A 16,757-nucleotide genomic window follows, 5' to 3' on the forward strand; every position below is an offset into this window, starting at 1 on the left:
CTCACGACCCCGGGCAAAGTGTGTGACAGTTGCGGCGAGCCCGTCCCGCGCGAGGAGGAAGCCTGGGTCCGCCCCTGGCTCTCCCCCGACCCGATCACCTTGGCCCGCCCGGTCACCACCGGCACCTGACATCAAACCCGGCGCTGACCCCATCGCCAAGGTCACCGAGGTCCTGGCACCCCGTCGCCGTAGCCACCGATCAACCGAGTGGCCGGCCGGAGCCATAGGAGTTCCGGGCCGTGACGGCCGCGCCCCCGCGGTGAGGGCCCGGCCTCGTCACTCGCCGCCGGCCGGTATCAGGACGCCGTCCTCCTCCGGGACACGGCGGGTCGGCGGGAATCCCAGGATCTCTCCCGCGAGCTCGTCGTTGCCGGAGAACCCCGCTGCGGAGTCGACGAGCTCGCATCCGTCCCACAGGACGAGCATGGCCGAGACCGTGTGGGACGCCTTGTCGCTGTGCATGTCGTAGTGGGCCGCCGCGGGCACCGTGTCGTACCGGACCCACAGGTCGTGGCCGGTCATGAACACGTCGAGGTCGTAGCGCACGGTCAGCCCGAGCAGGTCGGGCTTGTAGACGTCGTCGATGCCGGCGAACGCCTCGTCGAGCGCGATCATTCGGGGGCAGGTGGGCGCGGCCGATCCGTACAGGGCGTTGGCGGCGGCGAACAGCGGCAGGTGGATGGCGGCCGACTTCTCGCCGCCCGACATCTGGGAGTGGCGCTTCCTGCTCAGCTTGACCTCCTCCTCCCCGGGGACCTTGAGCCGCAGTTCGAACGAGCGCCAGGCGCGGTAGTCGAGGACGGCCGACAGGGCCTCCTTGTACGTCGCCCGAGGGTGCCCGGCACGGTACTCGTGGATCATCTGCCGCAGGAGCCGCCGGAGGTCGGCGAGCCGGGCCGGCCCGAGATCGTCGCGACCGAGCAGCTCGGATACCTCGCGCTGGTCGTCGGTGACCCTGTCGGAGACGACCCATCGGATGCCCACGGTCGTGCCGGTCGACATCGGCCGGGATCTGGTGTCCGCGTCCATGCCCTTGACCAGGTCCTTCGCCAGCATCACACGGTCGAAGACCTGCTGGGACAGGCCCGCGAGCAGCTCGTCCTCCAGGACCCTGCGCTCGCGTTCCTCCAGCAGCACGCCCTGCTCCTCGGCGCGTTCCGCGACGCGCCGGGCGAAGGCGGCCACCGGGTGACGGCCGTCGGCGTCGTGGACCCGGACCAGGACGAGCGACTCGCCCTGCTCCCAGTCGAGCCGGTAGTCCTCCTCGCAGGCGTTGAGCGCCTCGCCGAACTCCTTGAGGGCCTGGGACATCCGGTCGCGGGCCCGCTTGCGGGCACCCTCCCCCGGCTGCCGCCCGGCTGCCGCCGTCTCGTAGAGGGCGAGGAGGTCCGCCGCGCCGTCCGGCAGCACGGCCCGCACCGCCATCGCCGCGTCCTCGCCGGCCAGCCGCTCGACGACGTCGGCGGCGGCCCGTTCGGGCTCGGGCCACCGTGCCGCGTCGGGCCACACCGGCGCGGCGGCGACGCCCAGCACCGGCCGCAGCTCCGGCTGGGTGAACGGCGCGAAGGACGCGAGCTGGTCGAGCAGCTCACGCAGCGCGGACACGAGCGAGGCACGCCCGTGCTCGTAGGAGACCTTGGCCTTCACCAGCGCGTCGTGCTCGTCGCGGGCCCGCTGCTCGGCGGCGCGGGCGGCGCCGGTCGCGGCGGCCAGGGCCCGCTCGGCGTCGCCGATCTGGTCGAGGATCTCCTTGAGCGGCGCGCTGAGCGCCTCCTCCGCGGCGGCCAGGCGTTCGGCGAGGGCCAGGTGTGCCTCCTCCTTGTCCGCCAGGTCGTCGGACGCGGCGGCGAGCTCGGCCTCCAGCCGTTCGACGGTTCGGAGCCGCCCGGTGAGATCCCTGTCGAGTCTCCCGACCGCGGCCAGCTGCTGGGCGTGGCGGTCCGCCGCCGCGGTGAAGTCGCCGATGGCGGCGGCGACCGCCTCGACCTCGTCGGCGGCGGACGGCATGGTTCGGTCCGCCGCCGTCTGCCGGAGGCGCCGCCGTTCCGCGTCCATTTCGGCGGTGGCGGCGTCGAGGGCGGTGGCGGCCTCGGCCAGCTCCGTGCGGGCCGCAGCGAGCAGCGCCGACGCCTGGGCGAGCGCCGCCGCGGCGCCGGGGATGTCCCGGCCGATCGGCCTCAGCTCACGTCGCGCCCGGCCGAGGTCGTCGAGTCGCCGACGGAGGGAGTCGCGGGCCGCCACGGTCCGTTCGCGCTCACCGGACCTGTCCCCGATCTCCCGCCCGTACTCGGCGAGGCGGCCGGCCCGGCGGGCCGCCCGATGGGTGGCGCCGATGTACTCCGGCGCGTCCTTGGTCCGGACGCCCAGGTGAACGCCCACACCGAACTGGCCCCGGGTGCTGACCGCCGGCGTGCCCGACGCCGGGTCGATCTCCTCGGTCAGCGCGATCGACGCGAGCACGCCGGAGACGACCTCCGCCGGGACGGCGTCCTGATCCTCGGGCACCAGCACGCTCGCCAGCGTCGGCCCGGACGGCCGCAGCCCGGGCGGGGCCGGCAGCAGGTAGGCGTCGGGCTCCGCCTTCTCCAGCGCCTCCGCGGTCAGCCGGGGGTCGGGATGGACCCACGCGGTGAGCAGCCCCGCCGCCTCCAGGGCCCCTTCCACGGCGGCGGCGCCGGCGTGCCCGACCTCTTCGGCGAAGCGCACCAGCCGCCACAGCGGCGCTCCCGGCCGCCCCTCACGATCGGCGTGGCGTGCGAGCGGGGGCGCGTCGTCCCGCTCGGACGCGACCTCGTCCCGTTCCGCCGCCAGCCGTGCGATCTCCGCGGTGAGGCGTTCCAGTGTCACGTCGAGCCCGGCCGCCTCGGCGGCGAGCGCGGTGCGGCGCGTCTCGACGAGGTCGCCGAACACCTCGCCCAGGCTGGGGGCGCCGGGCTCCCGTAGCCTGGCCAGGCTCTCGGCCAGGGTGTCGCCGTCGCCCGGAGGCACGACGGGCTCGGCGAGCTCGGCGCGGCCGGTCCACCTGCCGGCCCAGGCGCGCAGGTCGGCCTCTGCCCGGCCGACCGCCTCGGCGAGGGCGTGCTCGGCCTTCTCACACGCGTGCCCGCCCGCGTCGATCTTCTGCTGCGCCCGCTGAACGGCCTGCTCTGCCCGGCCGCGTTCGCGTTCCGCCTCCTCGACCTTCCGCAGGCCGCGGCGGACGTCCTCGACGTCCTGGAGCCGGGCGACGGCCCGTGCTCTGATCTCCGGGGCGTCGCCTCCCTCGTCTCGCGGGATCCCGGCGAGGTCGGCGGCCTCCGCCTTCGCCGCTGCCTGGCGCCCGGCCGCCTCCCTGGCCTCGGCCAGCTCGCGGTCGAGCTCGGCGGCCTCGCGGCGCAGGTCCGCGACGTGCCGGGCGCCCCTGGCGTTCGCCTCCCGCATCCGGGTGATCTCCTGGGACCCCTGGGCGACCCGGGTGCGCAGACTCTCCAGCTCGCCCTGGGCGGTGTAGGCCTCGTGCCGCTTGAGGGCGTCGAGCCGGGCCTCCAGCCTCTTCCGCTCCGCGACCGCGGCGGCGCACGCCTCCTCGGCCTCCTGCTGGGCCGTGTCGGCGCGGCGCATCTCGGCCCGCGCCTCGCCGACCAGCACGGCCGGCCGTACGGCCTGCTCGGTGCGGGCCTCGATCCGGTCGAGGCACCCGCGCACGCCGACCCGCAGATAGTCGGCGTAGCAGGCCAAAAACGCGCGGGCGGCGGAGTCGGCCGCCGCGAGGTCCTCGGCGAGGCGCTGGACGGCCGCCAGGTTGTCGAAGTCGCGGGCCGCCTGCTCGATCAGGTCGTCGGAGACGGGACTCAGCCCGGCCGTGAGCGTGTCGGAGACCTTGACCGGGTCGAGGTCCTTGGCCAGCAGCGGACGGCGCAGCGCGAGCAGCAGGTCGAGCAGCTGCGTGTACCGCTCCCGCCCGAGGCCGAACAGCGCCGCGTCGATCGCGTCGCGGTAGTCGGTGGCGTTGGATCGGGCCGCGCCGGGTTCGAGCACGCGCTTGAGCTGCTGGTCGGTCAGCGGCCGGGCGTCCTCCGACAGGAGCCCGAAGTCGACACCCACGCGTCTGGCCGTGACGAAGTAGGTCCGCTTCACGTCGGGCCGGTCCCGGTGGGCGTGCATGGCGACGATCAGGGTGACCGTCCGGCGCCCGTCCGCGAACTCCATCCACACGAAGCCGTATTCGGACTCCTGTCCCCGGTAGAGCAGGTTGGACTTCATCGTGCGGTTCTCGCCGCTGAACGGGTCGAGCCGGCGGGCGTCGACCACCCCGTCGAGGATGAAGGGGAACAGCACCTCGAGGGCCTTGGTCTTGCCGGAGCCGTTGTGCCCGCGCAGCACCAGCCGGCCGTCCGCGAAGACGAACTCCTCGTCGGTGTAGTCCCAGATGTTGATCAGGCCGGCACGGGACGGCTTGAACCGGGTCATGCCGGGTCTCCTCCTTCGAACAGATCCGTCTGGCCCCTGGGCGGCGCCGGGATCGCCATCGTGATGTTGCGGTAGCGGACGGCGGCCGGGAGCAGCAGCACCCCGCCGGGCACCGGCCGGACCAGGCGCAGGTCGGCCAGCAGGTCGAGCGCGGCGTCGAGCAGGCCGTGGGGGTCCTGCTGCCAGGCGCCGGTGAACGAGGCCGCGCCGAACGTCTCGTACAGATCGTCGATCAGCGCCTCGAGCCGGTGGCGTTCGAGGAGGACGAGCGGGTCGGGTCGATCCGGCGGCATCGGCGGCGTGTGGCCGGACGACCACGCGAGGTCCCTGACGACGCCGGCCTGCGGCAGCGCCGAGTCGACGCGGGCGAGCAGGTCACGCTGGACGTCCGCCTCCACCGGGGGCTCCAGCCGTTCGAACGTCCCGGTGGAGGCTGGCGCGGACCGCTCCTCTTCGAGCGCGTCGGCGATGCGGGCGAGCAGGAGCCCGGCGGCCCGGTTGACCGCGCCGCCCCTGCCGGGGAAGGCCCGGTCGGTGAACCTGCCGCCCGGGTCGGCGAGCAGCACGCCCTCGGCGCGGCGCTCCACCACCAGGCCGGTGAGGCGTGCCAGGTTGTCGACGAGGTCGTCGCGCCGCAGGACGGCGGCGGCCTCCGCGTCGAGGTCGGCGTAGTAGACGACGGGCCGCTCCAGCAGCAGCCGGCGCACGCGTGCCTCGGCGCCGCCGTCCAGGCCGTCGAGCAGGCCGGCGGCGCTGGTCAGGTGCTGTATCGGGCGGGACGGGCGGAAGATCGCCGCACAGATGTCGTGGTCGATGTCGTAGAGGGCGTCTCCCCCGTCGCCGCGCGCCCACGCCTCGACGGAGCCGTCCGACAGGTTCAGCGCGCCGCGCTCCACCAGCCAGCCGATCACGTCGACGACCGCCGCCTTGTGCCCGGGGACCAGCGGATCGAAGCCGAGCCCCGGGATGGAGTTGGCCGCGGGGGCGAACAGGCGCACCAGGTCCGCCAGGCTGATCTCCACCCGGGAGCGCTGGAAGGAGCCGAGCACCAGGCAGAGGTACGCGAGCCGCCTGCGGTCGAAGGGCTTGCCCGCCCTGTTGGCGAAGATCTTCCCACGCGACGGGTCGAGGGCGTCGAACCGGCGGATCAGCCGTGCCTGACGGGTGGTGGCGATGAGCGTGTAGCCGAACAGGTCGCGAAGGTCGCGGGTCAGCTGGTCGGCCCAGGGCAGCACGCGTTCCAGCACGCCGGGACGGGGATGGACGGCCGTGATCAGGTCGCTGGTCAGCACGAGCCGCACCGCTTCCTGGTAGCCGCCGAGGTCGGCGGGGGCGACGCCGGCGGCGGCGAGGGGCTCAGGCATGGGCGCTCCCGTGGCGCGGCGCGATCTGCCGTACGCGGACACGGGCGGCGGCGAGGGGCTCAGGCATGGGCGGTCCCAGCGCGGGGCGCGATCTCGAGGGCGAACCCCGGCAGGTGCAGCAGGCCGTGTGGAGTCCGCACGCTGCTGCCCGCGGAGTGGGGCACGAGCCGGAGGACCACGGTGTCGTCGCTGCCGTCGCCGGACCTCAGCCGCCCGGACACCACCGAGCGGGCCTCCAGCGCCCTGGTCAGCAGCGCCAGCAGGACGCGGGTCTCGGCCTCGTCGAGCGCCCGTCCGTGTGGCCCGCGCTCCGCCAGGCTCCGGGCGGCCCGGCGCTCGGCCGCCCTGGCCGCGATCTGCTCGCGGCGCAGGTCGGCGCGCCTGCGCGGATCGACCCGGACGGGCTGCGGGATGCCCGGCCCGGCCTGCCGCCCCGTCCGGAAGGGCGTGAGCGCGACCTCGACACCGGGCGCGTCCCACCAGGTGGCCCGCGGCGAGATCTGCTCCACGTCGTCGTGGGCCCCGCCCATGTGCCGGGCCGACCCCAGGTTGAACGCCGCCGCCGCCAGCGCGTACGCCGCGTCCTCGTCGGGGGTGTCGCAGATCCACTCCGCGAGATGCCGCAGCTCGGAGGCGCGGTTCACCCCGCCGCGCTGGGCCTCGGTGAGCTGCCGGAGCAGGGCCACGACCCCGGACACGGCGGCGCGGGTCGCGCGGCGCAGCTCGGCGGCGCCGGACTCCGCGCCCGGCTCCGCCGTGAACCAGGCGCGCAGGACCTCCCAGCGGCGCTTCCAGTCCTCCATCCGCTCCCCCGGGCTGAGGAACGGCCTGTCGTCGGCGTCGGCCGCACGCACCATCATGGTGGCGACACCCGTGGCCTCCACGTCGAGGACGGCCCGGTGCAGGCGGGGCAGGTGGCGGTCGAGCTCCGCCATGACGTCGGTCATGTGGGTGAGCAGGGCGTTCTTGTAGCGGAGGAACAGCTCGGGCGACGCCTCCGTCGAGGTGACGATCTCGCCGAGGGTGACGTGGAATCGGGCCGACCGGCGCACCATGTCCTCCATCACCCGGTCGAGCCGCGAGATGCGCCGGTAGACCTGCTCCTCGTCGCCGGCGCGGTTGGCCGCGGCGAGCGACCTCAGGTCGTCGAGGATGTCGGAGAACACCAGGCGGGACAGGTTGGCGTCGCGGACCCGGGCCGCCAGGACGTCTTCCACCGCCGTGAACGCCCGGTAGCCGAGCTCGCTGAACTGGTAGACCGACTGCCGGTTGCGGTAGCGCTCCAGCGAGCCCGCCCGGGACGCGTCCTCCAGCCGGTGGACGATGCCGTCGGCGGCGAGGGCGTCGAGCCGCCCCCGGAGCGAGCCGTCCACCACGGGAACCCCGTCGTGCGCCAGCGCCAGCTCCGCCATCGCCGCCGCGACGTCCTCGCTGTCCACCTGGACGCGGTGCACGGCCCGCAGCCGGTCCATCGCCCTGAGCACCCACAGATAGACGACGTAGTCGTCCCTGTGGGTGAAGTTGAACAGCCGGAACCTGTCCCCCACCGCGAGCGCGTCGAGATCGAGCGCCCTGTTTCCACCCCGTGAATCTGCCATGACCACGTGAGTATCCCGCACGCCACCGACAGTTCCGACGCGACGACGCTCGGCTGCACCGGTATGGCACGAGTACCCCCCAGGTGCGACGAGCGCGCCTATCCCCGGGCGTCGAGGGCGGCGGAGAGCGCGGCGAGGTGGCCGGCGACCGGGCCGAGAGTGATCAGGCCGCTGCCCGCCCCGGCCAGCTCGCCGGCCGCGGGCGCGAGCGCGGCACGGGCCCGCTCCATCGTCTCCCGGTCGCCGAGGGCGACGGCCGCACGGCCCGTGAGGCACCACATGGCCTCGAACAGCAGGTCGCGGGGCGGATCGGGCGCCGCGCGCAGCGCAACCGCGGCCTCCTCGCGCCGGCCGCGGGCCAGCAGAACCAGGGGCCGGGCCCACGGCTCGTACGGCCCCCAGTCCGCGTCTTCCTCCGCGGGCAGCCCCCGCCTGACGCGCAGGGACAGCAGCGTGAGCGCGGGCAGGCCCCGCGCCAGCCCGGGCATGCCGGCCCCGTCGAGCCGTGCGACGGCGTCCCGGTAGGCCGCGTCCACCTCGGCCTCCGCGCTCCCCGCCTCTAAAGCCTCCGCCTCCGAAACCTCCGCCTCCGAAACCTCCGCCTCCGAAACCTCCGCCTCCGAAACCTCCGCCTCCGAAACCTCCGGCGTCTCGGCTCCCGGCGCGCGGACCGCGGCGGCGAGCCGCAGCGCCCGGTACCACCGGGTGAACACCCCCACCAGCGGCAGCTCGTGCCGTTCCGACAGCCGGTCGGCGGCGGCCGCGTGCCCGTCCGCGCCGTCGAAGTCGGCGAGCGCGGAACGGGCCTGCATACGCACGAGATGACCGAGCACCTCATAGGTGACGAGGCCGTGCCGGGCCGACAGATCGACCAGCTCGGCGCCGATCCCGTCCCGTTCGGGCGCCAGGCCCGCGCGGTGGAAGGTCTGCATGAACGCGCCGTTCAGGGCGAACGCCAGCAGCGCGGGGTCGTTCAGACGGCGGGCGATCTCCACCGCCTGCCGGGCGGCCTCGGCCCCGCGGGCGGAACGGGTTCCGCGGGACTCCAGGGCGACCGTGGCCAGCAGGCGGGCACGCACGCCGTCGTGCGCCCCGCCGGGGAGGCGGGCCAGGGTCCGCTCCGCCGCCGCGACGACCCGCGCGGCCTGCGCCGGGTCGTCGACGCGGGTCCAGTTGGCCGGGACGTCGTACGCGCCGATCACGCGGGCCGTGAGCTCCACGTCGCCCAGCTCCTCGGCCGCGGCGACGGCGGCGACCCGGTGCTCGCGGGCCGCCTCAAGGCCGTCGCCGCCGGTCACCGCGAGGGTGCGCAGGAGGCCCACCGTCGACTCCAGCCGGGCCCTCGCCCCGGAGGCCACCGTACGGTCGTAGACGGCGGCGGCCCGCGCCCACACCCGCCCCGCGGGGCCGGCGGCGTCCGGGTCGAGGCGGTCGGCGTGGTGGAGGATGTCGGCCTCCAGACGGCGCAGGTCCGGCCCGGGATCCACCCCGAGCTGCTCGACCAGAAGCGTGCGCGCCCGGCGCAGGACGGCGAGCGCGTCGCCCTGACGCCCGGTCCGGTAAAGGGCGAGCGCGAGCAGCCGCCAGCCCTCCTCGCGCCAGGGGTGCTCGGCCACGTGCGCGTCGAGGTCGGGCACCGCCTCACCCGCCCTGCCCAGGGCCATTCTGGCCTCGGCCCGCCGTTCGGCGGCGTGCAGCCGCAGCTCGGCCAGGCGGGACCGTTCGGCGCGCGTCCAGTCGTGGCCGGCGAACTCGGCGTACGCCGGGCCCCGCCACCATCCCAGCGCCTCCTCCAGGCGGGCGAGCGCCTCTCCGGGCGTCAGCGCGGCGGCCTCGGCCACCGACCGCTCGAACCGCCAGGCGTCCACGGCCTCCGGAGTGGCCCGCAGCGCGTACCCCGGTCCCTCGGTGACCAGCAGCCGGGCGGGGCCGCGCGGACGGCGGCCGGGTTCGAGCGCGCGGCGCAGGGCCGCCACGAACGTGCGCACCGCGCCCACCGCGTCCGGAGGCGGGTCCTCCCACAGGTCGTCCACCAGGTGGGTCACCGGGACGACGCGGCCGCGGGCGACGATCAGCCGGGCCAGCACGGCGCGGTGCCGCGGCCCCTTCAGGGCGACGGCGTCACCGCCGTCCCAGGCCGTGACCGGGCCCAGCACCCCGAACGTGACCCTCACTCCCGACCGTCCTCTCCGCGCCCGCTCCCGGTCACGGTAGCGCGCTCATCGGATGCTCATCCGCCCCCGGGAGGCTGGAACGCGCCCGTTCACCTGCGGAAAGGAAAATGACCATGACGCTGGCCATCTCCGGATTCGACTACGTGCGCGTGCCGGTCGCCGACGGCGTGTCCCTGAACGCCGCGGTCGGCGGCTCGGGCAGCCCGATCGTGCTGCTCCACGGCTTCCCCCAGACGCACCTGATGTGGCGGCACGTGGCCGCCCTGCTCGCCGCCGACCACACCGTGATCTGCCCCGACCTGCGCGGCTACGGCGCCAGCGACAAACCGGCGGAGACCGGCCCCTCGACCTACGCCAAGCGCACGATGGCCGCCGACGTCGTGGCCCTGGCCGGCGCCCTGGGGCACGAGCGGTTCGCGCTGGCCGGGCACGACCGGGGGGCGCTCGTCGCCTTCCGGGCCGCGCTCGACCACCCGCGGGCGGTCACCCACCTGGCCTGCCTCGACATCCTGCCGACCCTCGACATGTGGGACGTGATGCACGGCGTCACCGCGGCAGTCGGTTTCCACCTCTACCTCATGGCCCAGCCGCCGGGCCTGCCGGAGCGGATGATCGGCGCCACCGCGGACGCGTTCTTCGGCCACTTCCTCGATCAGTGGAGCGCCGACCCACGAGCGGTCCCGGCCGACGTCCGCGCCGCCTACCTCGACGCCTGCCGCGCGGCGGTGCCCTCGATCGTGGCCGACTACCGCGCGTCCGCCGGCGTGGACGTCGAGCACGACCGGGCCGACCGGGACGCCGGCACCCGGCTGCGGATGCCCGTCGCCGTGCTGCAGCAGGACTGGGGCTCCGCCCTCGGCTACGACGCCGCCGCCCTGTGGCGCGCGTGGGCGCCCGACCTGGAGCACAGCACGGTCGCCTGGGGCCACTTCATGGCGGAGGAGGCCCCGGACGAGGTCGCCGGGGCCCTGCGGACCCTGCTCGCCCGCTGAACCCCCGGGGAATGAGGATCATTCGGGCACCGTCCAGATCGTTCCTTACTGAGTAGTTTGTCCTATTTACACCTTTCTGGGATTGTGTGTACCTTTAGTCAACGCCGGTATGCGGAACGATGTCCTCTCCGTCGTATCCCTTGCCGGCACGTTGCCCGGACCGCGCGCTTCCGTGGGACCCCGTCCCGTCGGAGCGCGCGGCCGCCGAATCCGCGTCTCGCGGAGCCGGGGACCCACCTCTTCCGGGGTGAATCGGAGCGCGACCGCGCCCCGTAGGGCACTTCCTGCCCGAACCCGTCAGCTAACCCGGTAGGCGGCATGGAAGAAGGAGTCAACCCCACATGCCCACCCATCGGCTCAGCTGGGCCGCCCACTCGCTGAAACAGCGGCTGGGCTCGTCCCGTCCCGCCCTCGCCGGCGCGACCCTGGCCCTGTCCGCGGCCCTGGCGGCCGGCACGGCCGCCGCCGTCCCCGCTCTCATGGCGGGACCGGCGCACGCCGCCACCCGCGACGCCGCGAACCCGGCGGGCAACGGCGCCGACCACGACTGGAAGGCCGGGTCGGCCCGGGCCGCCACCACCTACGGGCAGGACGTCTCAGGATACGAGGCCGACCACGACTGGAAGGCCAGCCCGGCCCAGTTCGGCATCATCAAGGCCACCGAGGGCCTCGACTTCGTCGACCCCGCCTTCGCCCGCCACTGGGCCGAGCTGGCCAAGAAGGGCATCGTGCGCGGTGTCTACCACTACGGCCACCCCTCGAACGACCCCGTCGAGGAGGCCGACTACTTCCTGTCGGTGGTGAACCGGCAGCCGGCCCGCCCCGGCGACCTGCTGGTGCTGGACCTCGAGACGACCGACGGGGAGTCGGTCCAGCACGTGAACGCCTGGGCGAAGACGTGGCTGGCCCACGTGAAGGAGAAGACGGGCGTCACCCCGATGTTCTACAGCGGGTGGAACTTCGCCGACCGCTACGGCCATGGGCTCGGCCAGTACCCGCTGTGGGTGGCCTACTACGGCATCCCGAAGGGCTCGGTCACGCCCCCGGCTGACTGGAAGACCTGGGTCATCCACCAGTACACGGACACGCCCATCGACCAGAACGTCTCCTCGCTGACGCCCGACCAGCTGCGCGCGCTCGGCCGTCACTGAGGCCCTCACCGAGGCCGTCAGTAAGGCCGTCATGCGGTCGCCGGTTGACGCCGGGAGCGCGGCCTCCCGGCAGACCGGCGTAAACAGACCGTAAACCCCCTCGGGCACGATCGTCGTACTGGACGGACAGCCCGAGGGAGGCCGCAGATGCCGGAGACACGGGACGGCACGCCGTTGCGGGTGGCGGTCATCATCGGCAGCACCCGCAACGGCCGGTTCGGCCCGACGGCCGCCGCCTGGTTCGCCGCACGGGCGCGGCGGCGCCGCGAGCTCGAGCTCGACGTGATCGACCTGGCCGAGGCGCGGCTGCCCGACACCCTCACCGACCACGACGAGGCCGTGCCCGACCGCGTACGGGCGCTGGGCCCGCGCCTCACGGCGGCCGACGCCTTCGTGGTGGTGACGCCCGAGTACAACCGGAGCTTCCCGGCTCCGCTGAAGACCGCCATCGACTGGTACTACGAGGAATGGCAGGCCAAGCCCGTCGCCTTCGTCGCGTACGGCAGGGAGTCGGGCGGCCTGCACGCGGCCGCGCAGCTGCGGGAGGTGTTCGGCGAGCTGCACGCGGTGCCCGTCCAGGCCGTCGTCAGCCTGCCGTGCTACTGGGAGCTGTTCGCGGCCGACGGCAGCTGGCCGCTGCCTACCGCGGCCTGCAACACCGCCGTGACCACTGTGCTGGACGAGCTGACCTGGTGGGCGTACGCGCTGCGCGACGCCCGCGCCAGGACCCCCTACACGCGCTGACGCGCGTATCCCCCAAGCCCTGGAAGGAACACCGGGATGAACGATGTTCAGCGGCAGGTGCAGGACGCCGTCGACCAGTTGGTCGAGTCGGGCGCGGAGCGCGGGCTCCAGGTCGCCGTGTACCGGCACGGAGACCTCGTGGCCGACGCCGTCGCCGGCGTCGCCGACGCGGAGACCGGACGCCCCGTCACCGCCGGCACTCCTTTTCACGTCACCTCCACCGGCAAGGGGGTGACCTCCGCCGTCGTCCACGTGCTCGTAAAGCAGGGCGTCCTCGGGTACGACACGCGGATCGCCGACCTGTGGCCCGAGTTCGCCGCGCACGGCAAGGAACGGGCGACGGTCAGGGACGCGCTCACCCACGCGGTGGGCGTGCCGGGCCTGCCCGTGGAGACCACGCCCGAGGACCTCACCGACTGGGACGGCATGTGCGCGGTCATCGCGGACGCCGCGCCCTGGTGGGAGCCGGGGACCAGGACCGGCTACCACCCCCAGTCGTACGGCTTCATTGTTGGAGAGATCGTGCGGCGCGCCACCGGGCGGCCGATCTCGCGGGTGCTCAGGGAGGAGGTGGCCGGGCCGCTCGGCGTCGCGGACGAGATGTTCTTCGGCGTCCCGGAGTCGGAGCTGGGCCGCGTCGCCCGCATGGAGGAGCCGGAGGGCGGCATGGAGTTCACGCCGGAGATGATGGCGGCGATGGCCGAGCAGGTGCCGTTCTTCCGCGTGGTGAACGGATGGACGGCGGCGCCTCCGGCCGCCATGCCCACCGCCGCGTACTGCAACAGGCGCGACGTGCTCACGGCCGACATCCCGGCCGGCGGGGTCATGAGCGCCCGCGCCCTCGCGCGGATGTACGCCGCCCTCATGGGCGAGACCGGCGGAGTACGGCTGATCTCGCCCGAGCGGCTCCGCGAGGTCACCGCCCCCGCGATCAGCGGCGTCGACGAGATCACCGGTGCGCCGGTCACCCGCGGGCTGGGTTACGACATCGGCTTCCCCGGCCCCCTCGACGGCCCGGCCCTGTTCGGCATGGCCGGAAGCGGCGGCACCGCCGCCTACGCCGACCACGCGAGCGGGATCGCGATCGCCGTGGCCAAGAACCGGGTGACGGCGGGCGACTACACCACCTTCCAGCACATCGCGTCGATCGTCGCGAAGACCCTCCCGGCGAGCTGAGCCCCGGCGCCTCCCGCCTCTTCCGGACGGCGGGAGGCGCCGGGTCCCGTTATGGTGACGGTCATGCGCTTCGGGGTCCTCGGGCCGCTGGCCGTCTGGAACGACCGGGGGGACGCCGTCACGGTGCCCGGGCTCAAGGTGCGCGCCCTGCTGGCCGCGCTGCTCGTCGACCCCGGGCGGCCCGTCTCCGCCGACCGGCTGGTGGAGCACCTGTGGGGCGACGACCTGCCGGGCAACCCGCTGGGGGCGCTGTCCGCCAAGGTCTCCCAGCTGCGCCGCGCGATGGAGGACGCCGAGCCGGGGGCCCGCGCCCTCATCGTGTCGCCGCCGCCCGGGTACCTGCTCAGGGCCGGCGCGGACGCGGTGGACGCCGGCCGGTTCGAGCGCCTGGCCGCCGAGGCGCGTGAGGCCACGGGCCCCGAGGAGAAGGCCGCGCTGCTGTCCGGCGCCCTCGGCCTGTGGCGCGGGCCGGCGTTCGCCGACGTCGCCGACGAGCCGTTCGTCCGGGCCGCCGTCGCGCGCCTGGAGGAGCTGCGGCTCACTGCTCTGGAGGACCTGGCGCGGGCGCGGCTCGCGCTCGGCATGGCGGCGGAGGTCGCCGCCGACCTCGCGGACATGCTCGACCGCCACCCTCTGCGGGAGCGGGCGCGGACCCTGCACATGCTCGCCCTGTACCGGTCGGGGCGGCAGACCGACGCGCTCGCCAGCTACGAGGAGGCGCGCGCCCGGCTGGACGAGGAGCTGGGGCTGGTGCCCGGCCCCGACCTGGCGAACCTGCACAGGGCGATCCTGCTGCAGGATCCCGAGCTGGACGGGCCCGCGCCGACGACGGCGGCAGCCGCCCCCCGGCCCGCCGGCAACCTGCCGAGCGCGGTCACCGGCCTCGTCGGCCGTCAGGACGCGGTCGCCGAGCTGCGGGCGCTGCTGGAGCGCAGCCGGCTGCTCACGCTGACCGGGTCGGGCGGGGTGGGCAAGACCCGGCTGGCGGTGGAGGTCGCCGGCCCGCCCGGCGGGCCGTTCCCCGACGGCGCCTGGCTGGTCGAGCTGGGCGCCCTCGACCGTCCCCCCATGCCCGGGAAGGCCCTCGACGCGCTGGCCGACACGGTCATGGCCGTGCTGGACGTCCGGGACGTCGCCGCGCCGCACGAGTCCCCGACGCCCGCCCAGCGGCTCGCCCGCGCCGTACGGGCCCGGCGGCTGCTGCTCGTCCTCGACAACTGCGAGCACGTGATCGAGGACGTCGCCGAGCTCACGGCGGTCCTGCTGCGGGCCGCCCCCGGACTGCGCGTCCTCGCCACCAGCCGCGAGCCCCTCGGCCTGCCCGGCGAGGTCGTGTGGCCGGTGCCGCCCCTGGAGGCTCCGGAACCGGCCCACCACAACGATCCGGCGGAGCTGGAACGGTTCAGCGCGGTGCGGCTGTTCGTCGCCCGGGCCGCCGCGGCCGCACGCGGGTTCACGCTCACGCCGGGCAACGCCGAGGCCGTCGCGGTGCTCTGCCGGCGGCTCGACGGCATCCCGCTGGCCCTGGAGCTGGCCGCCACCCGCGTACGGGCCCTGGGAATGCACGGCCTGATGGCGGGGCTCGACGACCGGTTCCGCCTGCTGGCCACCGGGCACCGGGGCGCACCACCCCGGCAGCAGACGCTCATGGCCATGATCGACTGGAGCTGGCAGCTGCTCACCCCCTCCGAGCGCGTCGTGCTGCGCCGGCTGGCCGTCCACGCCGACGGCTGCACCGCGGAGAGCGCCGAGGCGGTCTGCTCGGGGGACGGCGTCGCCGCCGAGGAGGTCCGCGACGTTCTGGCCCGGCTGGTGGACCGCTCACTCGTGGTGGTGACCGAGCGCGACGACGACGGGCCCCGCTACCGGCTGCTCGAATCGGTGGCCGCCTACTGCCTGGACCGGATGCGCGAGGCGGGCGAGCTGCGGCGGGTACGGCGGCGGCACGGCCTCCACTACGCCGAGCTGGCCGAGCGGGCCGAACCCCACCTGTACGGCCCGGAGCAGCGGCGATGGCTCCACCGGCTGGACGCGGAGGCCGCCAACCTGCGCGGGGCACTCGACGCCGCGGCCCGCGACGGAGCCGCCGACCTGGCGTTGCGGCTGGCCGGCGCGCTGACCTGGTACTGGTTCCTCCGCGGCAGGCTCGCCGAGGCCCGGCGGTCGCTCCAGGCCGCCCTCGACGCGGGCGGCGAGGCCGCGCCGGCCCTGAGGGCCCGGGCCGGGGCCTGGGAGACCGGCATCGCGTTCCTGCTCGGCGACACCGCGGACTGGCCGGACCGCCACGAGGCCGCCCTCCGCCCGTACGAGCGGGTGGACGACCCCCGCGGACGGGCCAGGGCGCAGTGGTTCCTCGCCTACGCCGAGATCGACCTCGGGGACGTGGACGCCACCGGGCGCCGCATCGACCAGGCGGCGGACGCCTTCCGCGCGCTCGGCGACGCGTGGGGGGAGGCGGCCGCGCTGGCCCTGCGGGCCAAGCACGCGCACATCAGGGGCGACCAGGCCGCGCTCGAACGGGACGGCGCGCGCAGCGAGGCGCTGTTCCGCCGTCTCGGCGACCGCTGGGGGCTGCTGCAGGCCACCGAGTGGCTCGGCGCGCACGCCGGGCTGACGGGCGACCACGAGCGGGCCGTCCGGCTGCACCGCGACGGGCTGCGCATGGCCGAGGAGCTGGAGCTGTGGCCCGACGTCGCCGGGCGCCTGTCGTGGCTCGGCTGGATCGCCATGCAGAGCGGAGACCACGCGCGGGCCCGCGACTACTGCCGCGAGGGCCTGCGGCTGGCCACCGAGCAGGGCTCCCCGCTCGGCGCCGTGTTCGCGGAGATGGGGCTGGCGTTCGCGGCGCGCAGGGACGGCGACCTCGACGCGGCCGAGGTCCACCTGCGCACGCTCATGGAGGCCGCCGAGCGCCAGGACGCCGGGCCGGGCCGGCCGCTGTACCTGCCGAGCGTGCTCGTCGAGCTGGGGTACGTCGAGGAGCTGCGGGGGAACGCGGCGGCCGCGCTCGCCTGCCAGGCGGAGGCCTTCGGCGTCGCGCGGGAGCTCGGCGCCGTGGGCGACGTGGCCCAGGCGCTGTCCGGCCTGGCCGCCGCCGCCGCCCTCGACG

At 75.1% G+C, this 16,757-nt stretch carries 9 protein-coding genes and 1 riboswitch; of the genes, 5 read left to right on the plus strand and 4 right to left on the minus strand.

Annotation, left to right across the window (positions count from 1 at the left end; all coding sequences use genetic code 11):
• Positions 1–276: 276 nt before the first annotated feature.
• The 4 genes from MPTA5024_RS02475 to MPTA5024_RS02490 form a co-directional block, all read right to left on the minus strand.
• Positions 277–4,449 (minus strand): TIGR02680 family protein, encoded by a 4,173-nt coding sequence (locus tag MPTA5024_RS02475; protein ID WP_036319278.1) that lies wholly within the window; start codon positions 4,447–4,449, stop codon positions 277–279.
• Positions 4,446–5,813: a DUF2398 family protein gene (locus tag MPTA5024_RS02480; protein WP_051457626.1), complete on the minus strand. Its 1,368-nt coding sequence runs from the start codon at positions 5,811–5,813 to the stop codon at positions 4,446–4,448. The genes MPTA5024_RS02475 and MPTA5024_RS02480 overlap by 4 nt, the downstream gene beginning before the upstream one ends.
• Positions 5,814–5,872: 59 nt before the next feature.
• Positions 5,873–7,411, minus strand: coding sequence for a TIGR02677 family protein (locus MPTA5024_RS02485; RefSeq protein WP_036322885.1), 1,539 nt, complete (start codon positions 7,409–7,411; stop codon positions 5,873–5,875).
• A gap of 98 nt (positions 7,412–7,509) precedes the next feature.
• Positions 7,510–9,585 (minus strand): AfsR/SARP family transcriptional regulator, encoded by a 2,076-nt coding sequence (locus tag MPTA5024_RS02490; RefSeq protein ID WP_036319280.1) that lies wholly within the window; start codon positions 9,583–9,585, stop codon positions 7,510–7,512.
• Between the two features lie 113 nt (positions 9,586–9,698).
• Between MPTA5024_RS02490 and MPTA5024_RS02495 the strand changes: the two genes are divergently transcribed.
• The 5 genes from MPTA5024_RS02495 to MPTA5024_RS02515 form a co-directional block, all read left to right on the plus strand.
• Positions 9,699–10,577: an alpha/beta fold hydrolase gene (locus MPTA5024_RS02495; protein WP_036319283.1), complete on the plus strand. Its 879-nt coding sequence runs from the start codon at positions 9,699–9,701 to the stop codon at positions 10,575–10,577.
• 192 nt (positions 10,578–10,769) lie between these two features.
• Positions 10,770–10,907, plus strand: a riboswitch (cyclic di-AMP (ydaO/yuaA leader).
• An 11-nt stretch (positions 10,908–10,918) separates the two neighbouring features.
• Complete coding sequence (locus MPTA5024_RS02500; RefSeq protein ID WP_036319286.1) at positions 10,919–11,728, plus strand: glycoside hydrolase family 25 protein; 810 nt, start codon at positions 10,919–10,921, stop codon at positions 11,726–11,728.
• Positions 11,729–11,875: 147 nt separating this feature from the next.
• Positions 11,876–12,472: an NADPH-dependent FMN reductase gene (locus MPTA5024_RS02505; RefSeq protein WP_036319289.1), complete on the plus strand. Its 597-nt coding sequence runs from the start codon at positions 11,876–11,878 to the stop codon at positions 12,470–12,472.
• A 36-nt stretch (positions 12,473–12,508) separates the two neighbouring features.
• Positions 12,509–13,648, plus strand: coding sequence for an EstA family serine hydrolase (locus tag MPTA5024_RS02510; protein ID WP_036319291.1), 1,140 nt, complete (start codon positions 12,509–12,511; stop codon positions 13,646–13,648).
• A 63-nt stretch (positions 13,649–13,711) separates the two neighbouring features.
• Positions 13,712–16,757 (plus strand): BTAD domain-containing putative transcriptional regulator (locus MPTA5024_RS02515; protein ID WP_084369386.1); only part of this gene is annotated, 3,046 nt, incomplete at its 3' end.

Origin of the sequence: Microbispora sp. ATCC PTA-5024 (assembly GCF_000511135.2) — a bacterium.
Classification (GTDB): Bacteria; Actinomycetota; Actinomycetes; order Streptosporangiales; family Streptosporangiaceae; genus Microbispora; species Microbispora corallina.